The organism is Flavobacterium sp. M31R6 (assembly GCF_013284035.1).
GTDB lineage: Bacteria > Bacteroidota > Bacteroidia > Flavobacteriales > Flavobacteriaceae > Flavobacterium.
Genome location: NZ_CP054141.1, coordinates 1,906,021 through 1,921,549, shown reverse-complemented (window position 1 = coordinate 1,921,549; position 15,529 = coordinate 1,906,021). Strand labels below are relative to the sequence as shown.

At 33.9% G+C, this 15,529-nt stretch carries 16 protein-coding genes; 8 read left to right on the top strand and 8 right to left on the bottom strand.

What is annotated here, in order from left to right; translation table 11 throughout:
* Positions 1-48: 48 nt before the first annotated feature.
* Positions 49-714 (bottom strand): TrmH family RNA methyltransferase, encoded by a 666-nt coding sequence (locus HQN62_RS07860; protein ID WP_173503940.1) that lies wholly within the window; start codon positions 712-714, stop codon positions 49-51.
* Positions 715-776: 62 nt separating this feature from the next.
* Between HQN62_RS07860 and HQN62_RS07855 the strand changes: the two genes are divergently transcribed.
* Positions 777-1,469: an SIR2 family NAD-dependent protein deacylase gene (locus HQN62_RS07855; protein ID WP_173503939.1), complete on the top strand. Its 693-nt coding sequence runs from the start codon at positions 777-779 to the stop codon at positions 1,467-1,469.
* Here HQN62_RS07855 and HQN62_RS07850 read toward each other — a convergent pair.
* Positions 1,459-2,421, bottom strand: coding sequence for an ion channel (locus HQN62_RS07850; RefSeq protein ID WP_173503938.1), 963 nt, complete (start codon positions 2,419-2,421; stop codon positions 1,459-1,461). The two genes, HQN62_RS07855 and HQN62_RS07850, sit on opposite strands and share 11 nt — an antisense overlap.
* 192 nt (positions 2,422-2,613) lie before the next feature.
* On the opposite strand from HQN62_RS07850, the gene HQN62_RS07845 reads away from it, so the two are divergent.
* The 4 genes from HQN62_RS07845 to HQN62_RS07830 all read left to right on the top strand — a co-directional run bounded on the left by HQN62_RS07845 (position 2,614) and on the right by HQN62_RS07830 (position 7,534).
* Positions 2,614-4,527 (top strand): SPFH domain-containing protein, encoded by a 1,914-nt coding sequence (locus HQN62_RS07845; RefSeq protein WP_173503937.1) that lies wholly within the window; start codon positions 2,614-2,616, stop codon positions 4,525-4,527.
* Between the two features lie 387 nt (positions 4,528-4,914).
* A complete protein-coding gene (locus HQN62_RS07840; RefSeq protein ID WP_173503936.1) occupies positions 4,915-5,520 on the top strand; it encodes a hypothetical protein in 606 nt (201 codons plus the stop codon).
* Between the two features lie 160 nt (positions 5,521-5,680).
* Entirely contained in the window at positions 5,681-6,955 is a 1,275-nt protein-coding gene (pepT, locus tag HQN62_RS07835) for a peptidase T (RefSeq protein WP_173503935.1), read from the top strand.
* Between the two features lie 15 nt (positions 6,956-6,970).
* Positions 6,971-7,534, top strand: a complete 564-nt coding sequence (locus HQN62_RS07830; protein ID WP_173503934.1) for a YdeI/OmpD-associated family protein — start codon at positions 6,971-6,973, stop codon at positions 7,532-7,534.
* Positions 7,535-7,765: 231 nt separating this feature from the next.
* Here the strand turns inward: HQN62_RS07830 and HQN62_RS07825 are convergent, their stop codons facing one another.
* The gene (locus tag HQN62_RS07825; RefSeq protein ID WP_173503933.1) at positions 7,766-8,086 is read right to left on the bottom strand and encodes a hypothetical protein; all 321 of its coding nucleotides are present in this window, start codon (positions 8,084-8,086) and stop codon (positions 7,766-7,768) included.
* A 91-nt stretch (positions 8,087-8,177) separates the two neighbouring features.
* On the opposite strand from HQN62_RS07825, the gene HQN62_RS07820 reads away from it, so the two are divergent.
* Entirely contained in the window at positions 8,178-8,354 is a 177-nt protein-coding gene (locus tag HQN62_RS07820) for a hypothetical protein (RefSeq protein ID WP_165818086.1), read from the top strand.
* Positions 8,355-8,433: 79 nt separating this feature from the next.
* On the opposite strand, the gene yajC is transcribed toward HQN62_RS07820, so the two are convergent.
* From yajC to HQN62_RS07805, 3 genes are all read right to left on the bottom strand, one after another.
* Entirely contained in the window at positions 8,434-8,709 is a 276-nt protein-coding gene (gene yajC, locus HQN62_RS07815; RefSeq protein WP_116795706.1) for a preprotein translocase subunit YajC, read from the bottom strand.
* 61 nt (positions 8,710-8,770) lie between these two features.
* Positions 8,771-9,682 carry a transcription antitermination factor NusB gene (gene nusB, locus HQN62_RS07810; protein WP_173503932.1) on the bottom strand — a complete coding sequence of 304 codons (912 nt, stop codon included), beginning with the start codon at positions 9,680-9,682 and terminating at the stop codon, positions 8,771-8,773.
* Between the two features lie 221 nt (positions 9,683-9,903).
* Complete coding sequence (locus HQN62_RS07805) at positions 9,904-11,010, bottom strand: Glu/Leu/Phe/Val family dehydrogenase (protein ID WP_173503931.1); 1,107 nt, start codon at positions 11,008-11,010, stop codon at positions 9,904-9,906.
* Positions 11,011-11,211: 201 nt separating this feature from the next.
* On the opposite strand from HQN62_RS07805, the gene HQN62_RS07800 reads away from it, so the two are divergent.
* Both HQN62_RS07800 and HQN62_RS07795 read left to right on the top strand, forming a co-directional pair.
* Positions 11,212-12,972 carry an ABC transporter ATP-binding protein gene (locus HQN62_RS07800; protein ID WP_116795708.1) on the top strand — a complete coding sequence of 587 codons (1,761 nt, stop codon included), beginning with the start codon at positions 11,212-11,214 and terminating at the stop codon, positions 12,970-12,972.
* 67 nt (positions 12,973-13,039) lie between these two features.
* Entirely contained in the window at positions 13,040-13,420 is a 381-nt protein-coding gene (locus HQN62_RS07795; protein ID WP_116795709.1) for a PUR family DNA/RNA-binding protein, read from the top strand.
* Positions 13,421-13,770: 350 nt separating this feature from the next.
* Here the strand turns inward: HQN62_RS07795 and HQN62_RS07790 are convergent, their stop codons facing one another.
* The gene (locus HQN62_RS07790) at positions 13,771-14,889 is read right to left on the bottom strand and encodes a GTP cyclohydrolase (RefSeq protein WP_173503930.1); all 1,119 of its coding nucleotides are present in this window, start codon (positions 14,887-14,889) and stop codon (positions 13,771-13,773) included.
* A gap of 149 nt (positions 14,890-15,038) precedes the next feature.
* Complete coding sequence (locus tag HQN62_RS07785; protein WP_173503929.1) at positions 15,039-15,518, bottom strand: hypothetical protein; 480 nt, start codon at positions 15,516-15,518, stop codon at positions 15,039-15,041.
* Positions 15,519-15,529 lie beyond the last annotated feature (11 nt).

The window sequence follows — 15,529 nt, the reverse complement described above, 5'->3', positions numbered from 1 at the left end:
AACAGTCTTCTAAATTTTGAAATTGAAATTTCCTATTGCTATTGAAATTTATTTCTGGGGATTCTCCTCAAAATACCTCGCTTGAATCCTCTTGATATCTTTAATTGACTTCTTGGCCCAATCCAATCTCTTCTCCAAAATCTCTTCTTCAGTCAATTCCCAAACAACATCGGAATTACGTAAACGATTAGTCAGATTCTGAATAATAATCGCCGCCGAAACTGAAATGTTCAAACTCTCTGTAAACCCCACCATCGGAATTTTAAGGAAACCATCCGCTTTCTGAAGAATCTCTTCCGACAATCCATCTCTTTCGGTACCAAAAAACAACGCACTGCGTTTGGAAATATCAAAATCCTCCAGTAAACAATCATTTTCGTGCGGTGTAGTAGCAATGATTTGATATCCTTTATCTTTCAAAGTGTCGATACAATTCGTAACACTGTCATAAGTAGAAATATCCACCCATTTTTGGGCACCCATCGCGATTTCCTTATCGATTCGTTTACCATAACGTTCTTCAATAACATGTAATTCCTGAATACCAAAAACCTCACAACTGCGCATTACTGCACTCGCATTATGCATTTGAAAAACATCTTCGACAGCAATTGTAAAATGTTTTGTTCTGTCTTTCAAAACTTTCAAAAATTTTTCTTTCCTGTTGTCTGTTATAATATTTTCAAGAAAATTAAGGTAATCCAAATCAATCATTGCACGTATTTTTTTGGTAAAAATACTAAAAAAGAGTAGTTTTATGATCTAATGTTTTACAGATGAAAAAGAAATTAGTGGTTCTTACCGGAGCCGGAATTAGCGCCGAAAGCGGTATCAAAACATTTCGCGATAGTGATGGATTATGGGAAGGTCATAATGTAATGGATGTTGCCACTCCCCAAGGCTGGCACAAAAACCCAGCATTGGTACTTGATTTTTATAACCAAAGACGTCAACAATTAAAAGAAGTACAGCCCAATTTAGGCCATCATATTTTGGCCGAATTGGAAAATGATTTTGACGTTTACATCATCACCCAAAATGTGGATGATTTACACGAACGTGCCGGAAGTACAAACATCATCCATTTGCATGGGCAATTATTAAAAGTTCGAAGTTCCAGAAACGAAAACTACATCTTAGATTGGCATGACGATTTAAATTTTGGAGATGTTGACCAACAGGGAAATCAACTTCGTCCCCATATTGTTTGGTTTGGTGAACAAGTTCCTGCTTTAGAAGAAGCCATCACAATAACAGAACAAGCCGATTACTTTGCAGTAATTGGCACCTCATTACAGGTTTATCCAGCAGCAGGCTTAATTAATTTTACTCCAAAAAAAACTCCAATTTATTATATCGATCCAAAACCCATAAAAATTCCTAATCTTAGAAACTCCCTTGAAGTAATTCCGAATATCGCTTCGGAAGGAGTGCGTATTTTACAAGAAAAACTACAAACTAATCTATAACTACTATATCAAAGTCACTTAACAAACCTAAGTCCAAGACAGTACTTTGATGATTTTCACTTTGGGAATACATCGCCTTAAATTTGGCTCCATAAATGACTTCATCAAAAGTATAAGAAGTCCGAGTCGCCACCGTTGTGCTGAACATATCATCAAATGTTTTGATAATCACTATAATTTCACCCGAAATAGATTCATAATCCGAAGCTCTCAATCCATATAAAGGGCTTTCACTGGTTATTGGGTGAACCAATGTCCAGCTCAGTGCCAGCGAATTTATTTTTTGATATTCCAAATCCAAAGTGTAAAATTTATTCGTCATCACTCCATTCTCCTCGATTCGCATTCCAAGTGTCAAATTAACTTCTGCATCAATATAATTGGTATTTTTATAAGGAGCGAGCCTAAACATCAATGCTTTTCCTTCATTAAAAGGTGCAATAATAGCATGGTGGGAAAATTTCAGAAAAATGGAAGGTTTACTAAATCTTCCAAAAAACAAACCTGTGGCAATAGCAAAACTCAACAATCCCATCAAAGCTTCGGCAGAAGATAAGGCACTCGTGTAAAATCCGGTTGGACTGATATGTCCATACCCAACTGTGGTAAACGTTTGTGCACTAAAAAAATAAGCCTGCCCAAATTGCACCCACACATCATCGTTCGTTTGAATCCCGTTGAGATGCTCAATTCCGATTCCAAAATACAGCAACGCAAATACAAAATTGATTGTAATATAGAACAACAAAAGAATCGAAAGAAATTTCCAGGAAGACATATCCAGCATGGTATGGTACCAACTGATTCTGTCCAAAAATCCAACACCTTTTTTAACTGCATTTGCAGAGCCATCCTTATTAATAAAACGACCTCCATAACTGGATGCGCTGGAGCCAAACCCCGTATTGACTAGAGATTTTGCTTTCAAATTCAATCGATTAAATAATGCCATATATCTATTCCTTATTAACTGCAAATTAGACAATAAATTCTACTTAACAATAATATAATTCATATCTGATTTCTATAAAAAACTAAAGAAATGCATTCAAAATTTAATGCTCAAAAAGTTGGAAAATAATTTCAAACAAGAATCAGATTACAAGAAAAATAAATTATGTTTGTAATCTAAACCTTAACCGATATGTCATTTTTTCTTACCTACTGGTGGATATTCTTAATTGTATTATCCTTTCTTTTTTACAAATTTGTTTTACGTGTTTTCTTCGGAATGGTTATCGTTCCAGAAAACAAAATCGGCTTAGTCACCAAAAAATTCGTGCTTTTTGGCGCTGATAAATCATTGCCTGACGGCAGAATTATCGCAACCAAAGGAGAAGCGGGTTATCAAGCCAAAACACTTGCTCCAGGATTGTATTGGGCGATGTGGCCATGGCAATTTTCGATAGACATGGCCTCGTTCACTATTATCCCAGAAGGAAATATCGGTTTGCTATTGAGTAAAGATGGTGCCGAAATTCCAACAGGGCGCATTCTTGCCCAAAAAGTAAACTCTGATAATTTCCAAGACGCTACAATGTTTCTTGACAATGGCGGGCAAAAAGGAAGACAATCTGCCTTTGTCACTACAGGATCTTATCGTATCAACACTCATTTATTTGAAGTAGTCATTTCTCCCCAAGTGGTCATTTCGGAAAACATGGTCGGAATTGTTACAGCCATGGATGGAGAGCCAATCCCTATTGGACAAATAGCTGGTAAATTTGTAGATGGCCACAATAACTTTCAGGATTTTGATCAATTCTTAAAAAATGGAGGAAATAGAGGTTTGCAACCACAAGTTATGCTTGCCGGTTCCTATTATATCAACTCATGGGCTGTTCAAATTGAACAAACCCCTATGACCGATGTCCCTATTGGATATGTTGGCGTTGTAATCTCTTATATTGGTGAAGATGGACAAGATGTTACTGGCGACACTTTCAAACACGGAAATATCGTTTCAAAAGGACAACGCGGTGTTTGGATGGAACCTTTTGGACCTGGGAAATATGCTCTTAACAAATATACAACCAAATTAGAACCAGTACCAACCACAAACTTGGTATTGAACTGGGCTGATGCTAGAAGTGAATCTCACAACTTAGATCAAAATCTTTCTACCATTACGGTTCGCTCCAAAGATGGTTTTCCCTTTAACCTTGATGTATCGCAAATCATTCACGTACCGGCGAACGAAGCACCAAAAGTTATTGCTCGTTTTGGAAGCATGAATAACTTGGTTTCTCAAGTATTGGAACCTACCATTGGAAATTATTTCAGAAACTCAGCTCAGGAAAGTGATGTGATTTCATTCCTTTCTACCAGAAAAGAGCGCCAAGAATCGGCTAAAAACCACATCAAAGTAGTTTTAGACGAATACAATGTTAATGCTGTTGACACCTTAATTGGAGATATTGTTCCTCCAGAATCATTGATGAAAACATTGACTGATAGAAAAATTGCCGAAGAAGAGCAAAAAACCTACCAGACTCAAAAAATGGCGCAGGAACAACGCCAAGGAATGGAAAAGGAAACTGCTATTGCCGATATGCAAAAAGAAATTGTAAAAGCTTCCCAAAGTGTTGAAATTGCGCAACGTACCGCAGATGCCACCGTTAAAAAAGCCGAAGGAGATGCCACAAGTTTGAAACTTAACGTAAATGCTGAAGCTGAGGCCACTAAAATGCGAGCCAATGCAGAAGCCGAAGCCACAAAAGCAAGAGCAGGCGCTCAAGCCGAAGCTACCAAACTTACTGCCAGTGCCGAAGCCGAAAGAATCTCTAAAACAGGTCTTGCCGAAGCCGAAAAAATTATGGCTATTGGTAAATCTACAGCCGAAGCATATCAGCTACAAGTTTCTGCAATGGGTGGTGATAACTTTACAAAATACAAAATCACGGAAGAGATTGGTAAAGGTAAAATCAAAGTCATTCCAGATGTACTTATTTCTGGAAGCAATGGTACCGACGGATCCATGAGTGGATTATTAGGCCTAAAGCTGATGGAAATGATGGATACTGATAAAAGTAAAGAAAACACTAGAAAAGGGGAATAAATCAAAATTCCAATTCTTAAAAAAATCTGCCGTAACTGGCAGATTTTTTTTGTTTAAAAAGCACTTGTTTTATTAGCAATCATTTTTAAATTTTCTAAATAAGACACTCGAAATTAATAAAAACACCTTTTAACAAAAAATAAAAATATTTTTTACCTAAAAAGTTAAAAAAATGAAAAAAAAGTTATATTTGTCTTTCCTAAACTAATCCAAAATTTAACCAAACACCACAAAATCATGAATTTAAAATTACCATTGATCATTGTTCTTCTAACATTTTCCCAAAGTTTTTTTGCACAAGAATCCAAAAATGAAGCTGTAGGTACAGAAAGTTCCGCTACAATTACTGCTAAAACAGAAGCAGCCCCAATTGATTTTAAAAAACAAATGCAAGATTTAAAAGATCAGGAAAAAGCATATTTAGCAAAAGTTGAAGCAGAAAAAAAAGCAGCAGCCGAGGCCAAAGTAGCTGCAGAAAAAGCAGCTAAAGCAAAAGCTGAAGCAGATAAAAAAGCAGCCGAAGAAGCAAAAATAGCCGCAGCCAAAGAAGAAGCGATTGCCGCAAAAGCCAAAGCTGAAGCTGATAAAAAATCTACGGCTGAGGCCAAAGAAGCAGCAAAAATAGCAGCTATCGAAGCTAAAGCAAAAGCCGAAGCGGATGCAAAAGCAGCCAAAGAAGAAGCGATTGCCGCTAAAGCAAAAGCCGAAGCGGATGCAAAAGCAGCCAAGGAAGCAGAAAAATTATCAAATGAAAAAATAGCTGCCTACCAAAAAGAAGCAGAAAAAGCTAAAGAAGCTCAAGAAAAGCTATATAAAGATGTTGAAAAGCTGAAAAAAGAAAAAGAAGAAGCTGATCAAAAATTAGCAGAGTCTGCAAAATTAGCATTGCAAAAATCAACCCTATTGGAAGAACAAATGGCAAAAGCTGAAGCTGAAGCTGCAAAAAAAGCAGCCGCCGATGCGAAAATAGCAGCAGAAAAAGCATCAAAATAAAACTAACCCCTCAAACCAAACCAAACCTAACTTATAACCAATTTTAAATGAAAATCCGTTTTGCAACGGATTTTTTTTATTTAAGCACATCACAACAAGACCATTCAAAACCAACAATCACTTTTTTAAAAATGTTTATCTTTGTTCAAAAACAAATACCATGCAAAATATTATTGATCGCTTTGTAAGTTATGTAACTATAGACACCGAGTCAGACGCAAGTTCAAGCACCACACCCAGTACAGCCAAACAATGGGATTTAGCCAATAAATTGGTTGAAGAATTAAAGACCATCGGACTACAAGATGTCACCATTGATGACAAAGCCTACATCATGGCAACACTACCTAGCAATGTAGATCATGAAGTTCCTACAATTGGATTCATTTCGCATTTTGATACTACCCCTGATTTCACTGGCGCCAATGTAAAACCACAAATTGTTCCCAATTATGACGGTAAAGACATTGTGTTGAATGCTGAACAAAATATCATCCTCTCCCCTTTCTATTTCAAAGATTTGTTACAATATAAAGGGCAAACACTAATCACCACAGACGGAACAACGCTTCTCGGTGCCGATGACAAAGCTGGAATTACCGAAATTGTAACCGCTATGGAATTCCTGATTAATAATCCTGAAATTAAACACGGAAAAATCAGAATTGCATTTACACCCGATGAAGAAATAGGCCGCGGTGCTCATCATTTTGATGTTCAAAAATTTGGAGCAGAATGGGCCTATACGATGGACGGAAGCCAAGTAGGTGAATTGGAATATGAAAATTTCAATGCTGCGGGAGCAAAAATTATTTTCAAAGGAAAAAGTGTTCACCCTGGCTATGCCAAAGGAAAAATGATCAATTCCATGCTTATTGCCAATGAATTTATCAACGAACTGCCGAAAGGCGAAACTCCTCAGGAAACTAAAGGCTATGAAGGTTTTTTCCATGTGCACCATTTATCGGGAAGCATTGAAGAAACGGTATTGGAATTAATTATTCGTGATCATAACAAATTTAAATTTGAAAAACGCAAAGACTTAATTACCAAAATCACTAAAAAATTCAACAGGAGATTTGCCAAACAATTTAGAGAAGACATCGTAATTGCAGAAATTAAAGATCAATATTACAATATGAAAGAAAAGGTCCTTCCTGTCAAACATATTGTCTTTATTGCCGAAAAAGCGATGAGAGAACTTGGTATAAAACCGCTTATAAAACCTATTAGAGGAGGAACTGACGGATGCCAATTGTCCTATAAAGGATTGCCTTGTCCAAATATCTTTGCAGGTGGTCATAATTTTCACGGAAAATACGAATATGTTCCAGTAGAAAGCATGCAAAAGGCAGTAAACGTAATTGTAAGAATTGCCGAATTGACCGCCAAAGGCGACTATTTAAAAAAAGAAACCGTATCCAAAAAACGTTAAAACCTTTCTTTTTCTATGACTCAAAACGATCAATGGGAAAGTGAATTAGAGCTTTTAAAAACAATTATAGCCAAAACCGAATTGGTTGAAACCAACAAATGGGGTGGTTGCGTCTTTGTTTACAACAATAAAAACGTAATTGGGGTCGGAGGATTCAAAAAATTCTTTACGCTTTGGTTTTTCAACGGTGTATTTCTAAAAGATGAAAAGAAACATTTGATCAATGCCAATGAAGGAGTTACCAAATCATTGAGACAATGGCGTTTTACATCCAAGGAGGAAATCAATGAAAAGGAAATTCTAGCCTACATTCAGGAAGCTATCGAAAATGAGAAACAGGGCAAAATAATTAAACCTGAAAAAACAAAAGCCGAAGTTATAATTCCAACCCTATTGCAAAATGAACTGGATTGTGATAGTGATTTGAAAGAAGCTTTCCTGAAATTCAGTCCTTCTAAGCAAAAGGAATTTATTGAATATATCGAAACGGCAAAACGCGAAGAAACCAGACTTTCGAGAATCGAAAAGATAAAACCAATGATTTTAGACAATATTGGTTTGAATGATAAATACAGGTAGCTCAGAAAAAATTAAAATTCTAATAAAAATCTCAAATTCCGATCGCAAAGGAATTTGGGATTTTTTTATTTAAAGCTATAAATTTTTCACCTCTAACTATTTAAAAATCAGTAAAAACTTAACATTAGCACATTCAATTATTCATTATATTTGTTAATACAAAAGTAACAATTCAATAACATTGAAGATTTAAGAGAATAGCCCATCTGTTTTTCAATGTCTAAAAAAAAATCACATACTAATACACACCATTATGATAGAAAAAAAAGACGAAAAAGTAATTCCAGAAAAAGCAGTTAGTCCCGATACGTCAAAAGAGGAAAAACCAGAAATTAGTAAACCTGTCGTTGCAAAGCCGAGAGCAACAAGATCAACAGTTCCCAGAGCTACAACCACAAAGCCTGCAACTGCAAAAACAGTTGTACCTAAGTCAACAGTTGCAAGTGCAACAACAAAACCAAAAGTTGTAAAATCAACTGCTACACGAACCACAACAAGATCCAGCAAAGCCAAAGTTACCGCCCCTGCAACTGGAATTGTAAAAAGTGACATTAAAGTCCCTGCTACTGTAAAGACTACAACAGTAAAAACAGCTGTAATACCTCAAGAGGAAGAAAAAAAGAAAAAGAAAAAAAAATCAAAAATGAAGGAAAAAGAAAAAGAGAAAGCAAAAAAAGCCAAGGCTAAAGAAAAAGCAAAGAAAAAAGCGAAAAAAGCTAAGAAAGCAAAAAAAGAGAAAGCAAAAAAAGCTAAGCAAAAAACTAAAATAAAAGAGAAAAAAGCTAAAGCTAAAAAAGCCAAAAAGAACAAAAAAAAATAATACCCGTTTACAAATAAAAAAGTCCCAAATTCCAATTAAAAAATCGGAATTTGGGATTTTAAATTTTATAGTTTCTTGACTATGCTTTTTTGTTCAAAGTCGCAGTCAATTCCAAAGAAATTGAAGAACGCTCCATTTTCAATTTTCCTGCCATTGTTTCAAGAATTACAGTAGAATCGGTAAGTTCTGCAATCTTTCCGTGGATACCGCTTTTGGTAATTATCTTATCTCCTACTTTTAGGTCTCTTTCAAATTCTTTTTCGTTTTTAGCACGTTTTTGTTGCGGTCTGATCATAAAGAAATAAATAACCACAAACATTAATAGAAATGGTAAAAACTGTTGTAATTGTCCCATAATTTAAAATTTAGTTTTTGTTAATTGTTTTTATTTTATTGTAAAATTTAGAATTTAACTATTACATCAAACCTCTTCCGATTTTCACAATTCTTTTGTTTGCTTCAAGCTCTTTTACCAAATTATCCAATATTCCGTTTATAAAAATACTACTCTTTGGAGTTGAATATTCTTTGGCCAATTCCAGATACTCATTCAAAGTTACTTTCACCGGGATAGAAGGGAATTTCAAGAACTCACATATAGCCATTTTAAGGATAATAGTATCTATTTCGGCGATACGTTCACTATCCCAGTTAGGCGTTTTATCAACATATTCTTTGGCCAGTTCCGTTTCGTTTAAAACTGTTTTTCTAAACAAATCTTTTACATAAGCCTTGTCCTCATTGTCCTTGTATAACTTTGGAACCCTGAAATTATCATCCTCGCCTTGTTTTATTGCCTTTAGTTGTTTGATAATATGAGTATTTACCAAAGGAATATCATCAATCCAAGTCAATTTATCATCTTCCAGATATTCATATAATTTTTCGTTTGGAACAATTACATCCGTGAATATATCAACGATAAAATCTTTGTCTTCCTCAAAAGTGTTTACCTCGTTGCTCATGTATTTGGCATACAAATCACTTTCTTTTATGGCATTCAAAAGAAGAATAATATAATCATCATTTAAAGTCCAATTGTTAATCGAACGATTTTCCAGAGCTATACTAAGGGAATTGTTTTCGGCAAGAATTTGAAAAATACTGTTTTTGATGAATTTCTCATTTGGATTACGTTCTTCTTTTGTAGCCAAATGTTTTTGGCTCGATAGATGTAAAAAAACAGTTTCCTTTTTACATATTTCTATCAGTGAAGAAAGCATGATAAGGTATAAATCTTGAATTGCGTCAATACTATGAAAAAGGAATTTCTCTTCTTTTTCTAGATTATCAGAACCATTTTGATGCATTGCATAAATCGATTGCATGACTTTAACGCGGATGTGTCTTCTATTTACCACCTTGTAAGAACTTTTTAAAATTAGTTTGCAAAAATAAGAATTTCATCGCTCAAATGAAAATTTATAGCTGCTTTATTTGATATAGTTTTCAGTCAAAGTCCCAGTTTTCAATTGACCACAAAATTAAAGTCCCAGTTCTCAACCCAAAACAGGATATCAAACTGGGACTATAAATTGTAAACTGTAAACTATTTTTTACTGTTTTCTATCTTTCTTAAATCGATACGGTTTTGTGCAATAGTCAAAGCGGCTTGATGAGTCGTTATTCCTTTTGCAACAGCGTAATCAAAAATTTCCAATGTAGTATTGTAGATGTTTTCGGTTTTACGCATAATCTCAGCTTTGTCATAATGAGCCAACTCAGCGTAAACATTGATAATTCCACCAGCATTGATCAAGAAATCAGGAGCATAAAGAATACCTCTTTCCTGCAAAATTAAGCCGTGTGTATTTTCATTCGCCAATTGATTATTGGCAGCACCAGCAATTACTTTTGCTTTGATTATATTTACGGTAGCATCATTAATTGTTGCTCCCATCGCACAAGGTGCATAAATATCAACATCTGCGCTATACAAATCGTCTCCTGTAAATATTTGAGCACCATATTTTGTTGCTACTTCATACAATTTTTCTTCATTGATATCGGCAATAATAACTTGAGCTCCTTCTTTAGTCAAATACTCAACCAAAGTTTCCCCTACGTGTCCAATTCCTTGAACCAATATTTTTTTACCTTCTAATTTTTCAGAACCAAATTGTTGTTTTGCAGCCGCTTTCATTCCCATGTAAACTCCAAAAGCAGTAACTGGAGAAGGATTACCTGCTCCACCTCTTTCTTCAGAAATTCCGGTAACGTAAGGAGTTACATCTCTTACCAAATCCATGTCTGAAGTTTCCATTCCTACATCTTCAGCTGTAATATATCTTCCGCTTAGAGAATGTACAAATTCTCCAAATTTACGCATCAATTCTGGAGTTTTCTGAGTTTTGGCATCACCCATAATAACTGCTTTTCCACCACCAATATTCAATCCTGTGATAGCCGCTTTGTAAGTCATCCCTCTAGACAGACGCAAAACATCATTCAAAGCTTCCCATTCATTGGCATAATTAAACATACGAGTTCCTCCTAATGCAGGCCCCATAACCGAATTATGAATACCAATAATTGCTTTTAATCCTGTATCTTTGTCGTTACAAAAAACGATTTGCTCGTGATCATTAAAAGACAATTGTCCAAAAACTGGATCCATTTTTTGAAGTTCTTTCCCAGTGGTAACAGTAGCATTCATAGTACTATTTATTTTAGTTAAAAATTACGAATTTATCAAAAAGATAAGTCAAACATACATAAAAAATAAATATACAATATTAAATTTATCTAAAAATAAATATATGTCAATAATTTAGAACAAATTATTTTTTAACTCAATTGTTAAAATTCAGACATTAAATAAAAAACAAAAACAATTCAATAGCGAATCTCTTATAACATGAAAGAATTACGATATTTAAACAAATATTTCATTAAGTACAAATACAGCTTTTCACTAGGTATTATTATCACCATAATCGCACAAATATTTTCTTTATTTACGCCAAAACTAATTAGTAAGTCATTTAATGAAATTGAAGCTTTCGCTAAAACTAAATCTGTAGACACCAGCGTTATAAGCCAAGAATTAATTTCGAATATTCTATTAATTATTGCAACGACAATTATCGCAGGTTTCCTAACTTTCCTGATGCGACAAACTTTGATTGTAATGTCCCGCCACATTGAATTCGACTTAAAAAATGAAGTTTTTCGTCAATACGAAAATCTCTCCCAAAATTTTTACAAGCAAAACCGAACAGGTGATTTAATGAATCGCATAAGCGAAGATGTTTCCAAAGTAAGAATGTATGTTGGCCCTGCTGTTATGTATACCATAAACACATTTATCCGTTTTGCTATCGTAATTGGATATATGTACAATGTGTCGCCAAGATTGACTTTATATACCATATTACCTTTGCCCATATTATCTTATTGCATCTTCAAATTAAGTTCTGAAATCAACAAAAGATCGACAACATTCCAACAATATTTATCTAAAGTTTCCAGTTACACACAGGAAGTTTTTTCGGGAATACGAGTTATAAAAGCCTATTCATTAGAAGACCAGCATCAATCCAACATTAACGATTTGGCCAATGAAAGCAAAAGCAAAAGTTTAAGTTTAGCCAAAGTACAATCCCTTTTTGGGCCTTTAATGATTGCCTTAATTGGTGTCAGTAACTTGATTGTAATTTATTTTGGAGGTTTAATGTACATTCACGGAACCATCAAAAGCATTGGTACCATTGCGGAATTTATTTTATACGTCAACATGCTAACTTGGCCTGTAGCTTCCTTGGGATGGGTATCCTCGATGGTTCAAGAAGCCGAAGCATCACAAAAAAGATTGAATGAATTTTTGAAAATAGAACCAGAAATTCAAAATACAAATATTCATAGATCAAAAATAGAGGGTAGCATTACGTTTGACAATGTGAGTTTCACTTATAATGACACTCAAATAAAAGCACTTCAGAATGTATCCTTCACAGTTCATAAGGGAGAAACTCTTGCAATTTTAGGGAAAACAGGCTCCGGAAAATCAACCGTTTTGGCTTTATTATCCCGATTATATGATGTAACCAGTGGCCAAATTTTGATAGACAATCATGAGATTAGTCAACTCAACTTGTTTGATTTACGAAGCAGCATCGGAGTAGTTCCCCAAGATGCCTTTTTATTTTCAGATACCATCAAGAATAATATCAAGTTTGGAAAAGAAAATGCGACCGATCAAGAAGTTGAAGCAGTGGCTAAAAGCGCTGTCGTTCATGACAATATTATCGGTTTCAACAAAGGATACGACACGATATTGGGAGAAAGAGGAATTACGCTTTCAGGTGGGCAAAAACAACGCGTTTCTATTGCAAGAGCGATTATAAAAAATCCCGAAATTTTACTTTTTGACGATTGTCTTTCTGCTGTTGATACTGAAACCGAAGAGGCTATTTTGAACAATCTATATCAAATATGCAAGAACAAAACTACCATAATAGTAAGTCATAGGGTTTCTTCTGCAAAAAATGCGGATAAAATTATCATTCTTGAAGATGGAAACATAATTGAACAAGGCACTCATAATCAATTAATAAACCAAGACGGGTATTATGCAGCACTTTATTTAAAACAACTTTCGGAAAAAGAATTGCTTTAATTGTTGTATAATACATATATTTTTATGATTTTTGATTGCTATTAAATAAAAAAATGACGATAAGATTATGAGAGAAAATGATATGTTAGAAAAAGAAGAAATATTTTCAAAAGTTTTAAGAGCTGGCAGAAGAACCTATTTCTTTGATGTAAGAGCTACTAAAGCTGACGATTATTACATTACGATTACCGAAAGCAAAAAATTCACGGAAGAAGATGGTTCTTTTCATTTCAAAAAACATAAAATCTATTTGTACAAAGAAGATTTTACCGCTTTTTCAGAAATTCTAGAAGATATGACTTCTTACGTTTTGAACCACAAAGGCGAAGAGGTAATCTCGGAAAGACACCAAAAAGATTTCAAAAAAGAATATGCTTTAGATAAAACAAACGAAGACATTATTCCAAATACATCTAGTTTTACGGATATCGAATTTGACGATATTTAATTAAAGAAAAGCTCATTAATAAAAAGTCCAAAAATCACCTGATTCTTGGACTTTTTTTGGGCTTAATAGTCAAAAATGGTTTGTGCTTTTTTAACCATTTTTACTTAATTCTAAGAATAACATCTTTATAGCAAATACATTATTAAAACATATAAGTCATCTAAGCCTTCATTTTGAATAAAGTCAAATAAAAATTAAAGTTAATTTAAGCAAATTACTATAGACCTTGGAAGTACATTTTTAACTTATATTCCCTTTTGATCAGTACTATTGAGTACTAACTTTAAAAAAAACTTATATGACTTATATGTTTAAATTAAATAGTACTTTTTATCAATATTGAATCTGATCTAAAGTGATTTCCTAAACGTTTTTCTACGGCAATGCACCACAGGATTAAAATTTTTCCAAATCAATTGAATGGCTATATTATCTGATAATTCGGGTGTTCTAAAGCAATTTTCAATTCCCTTTTCGGTAAAGGTTTTGTGGTATTCGCTAAAAATCACAGCAGTTACTCCTTTATTCTGATATTCTGGATGTACTCCGATTAGGTAAAAAACAACATCCTTACTATTACGTCTTGCGTTTAATAAATGAAGAAATCCAAAAGGGAATAATTTACCATTGGCTTTTTGTAATGCTTTAGAAAAGCTAGGCATTACAATTGCAAAAGCCACAAGGTTTCCATCTTTGTCCTCAACATATTTTATGTATTCAGGATTGATGAAGCTGATGTATTTTTTCTTGAAATATTCTTTTTGAACATCCGATATCGCTACAAACGAAGACAAACTAGCATAGGATTCATTAAACAAATCAAACATTTTATCCACATATGGCATTACGGCTTTGGTCGATTTGAAGTTGATTGGTTTCAGCTGGTATCTTTTTTTGACCAACTCATTTATTTTTTCAAAAAACTCTGGTTTGGCGTTCGCAAAAGGGAATTTATTTTCAACATATTCTTTTTCAGTTACGTAACCTAATTTTTCAAAATGGGTTGCATAATATGGATGATTGTACCAAGTAATCATCGTCCCCAATTCGTCAAAGCCTTCGGTTAAAACACCTACTTTGTCCAGATTTGAGAATCCCATTGGACCTTCTACATATTCCAGATTATTTTTTTGACCTAATTCATATACTTTTTCAAGCAGAGCCTTAGTCACTTCAATATCGTCAATAACGTCAAACCAGCCAAAACGAACTTTCTTTTTCTCTTGATGATTAACCTCATCCCAATTGATAATTGTTGCAATTCTTCCAACTATTTGATTGTCTTTGAGAGCAACATAAAAATTAGCTTCAGCACTGTTAAAAGCTGGATTTTTGGTTTTATCAAATGTTTCCAGTTCATCGGCAATTATGGGCGGAACCCAATACGGGTTGTCTTTGTATAAAGAAAAAGGAAATTTTATGAATTCGATTAACTCGTTTTTGGTCTTTGCTTCTTGAATGGTAATCATTTAGATGAAATGTGTCTGTTTATAGCTGTTTAAGCGATTGTTTGTTAAATAATAGAAACGCTACGAATATAACCAACTTTGGCACAATAAAAAAAAGTTGCATAAAAAAAGCCCAAATTAATGGGCTTTTTAAAATATATTAAGGAAATTTATTTTACTATTGTTATGTATGGGGGTGCTGTTACTTCCCAATCACCATTTTTAAACAACCAAGCTTTTTCTAGAATTATAGAATTTTCGGTTCTTCTATATTGCGTCTTAATCGTATCAACGTCTGTAGCGTTCCAATAAATGTAGGTTATAGGGTATTCTTCTGAAGAATCATGATTTAAAAACACACTCATTCCTTTACCTATTTCAGCAAAATTTACAATAAAAAAACCTTTAGGGTTGTCTAAAACAGCACCAGGAGTATCATAACCATAACCAAACTCTTTTCCTCCTATTAAGTATCTTATGCTAATGCTATTTTCTGGATATTTATCAGTGTCAAAAATATTAATCCCTTCTCTATTTTTTAATAAAACATCCATGGAAGCTCCAATAACAGTTCCTTGTTTTGGGGTTGTGTCATTATCGCTACACGAAATACACATAATTATTACCAAAATTATAAATAATTTTTTCATGTCAATAAAAT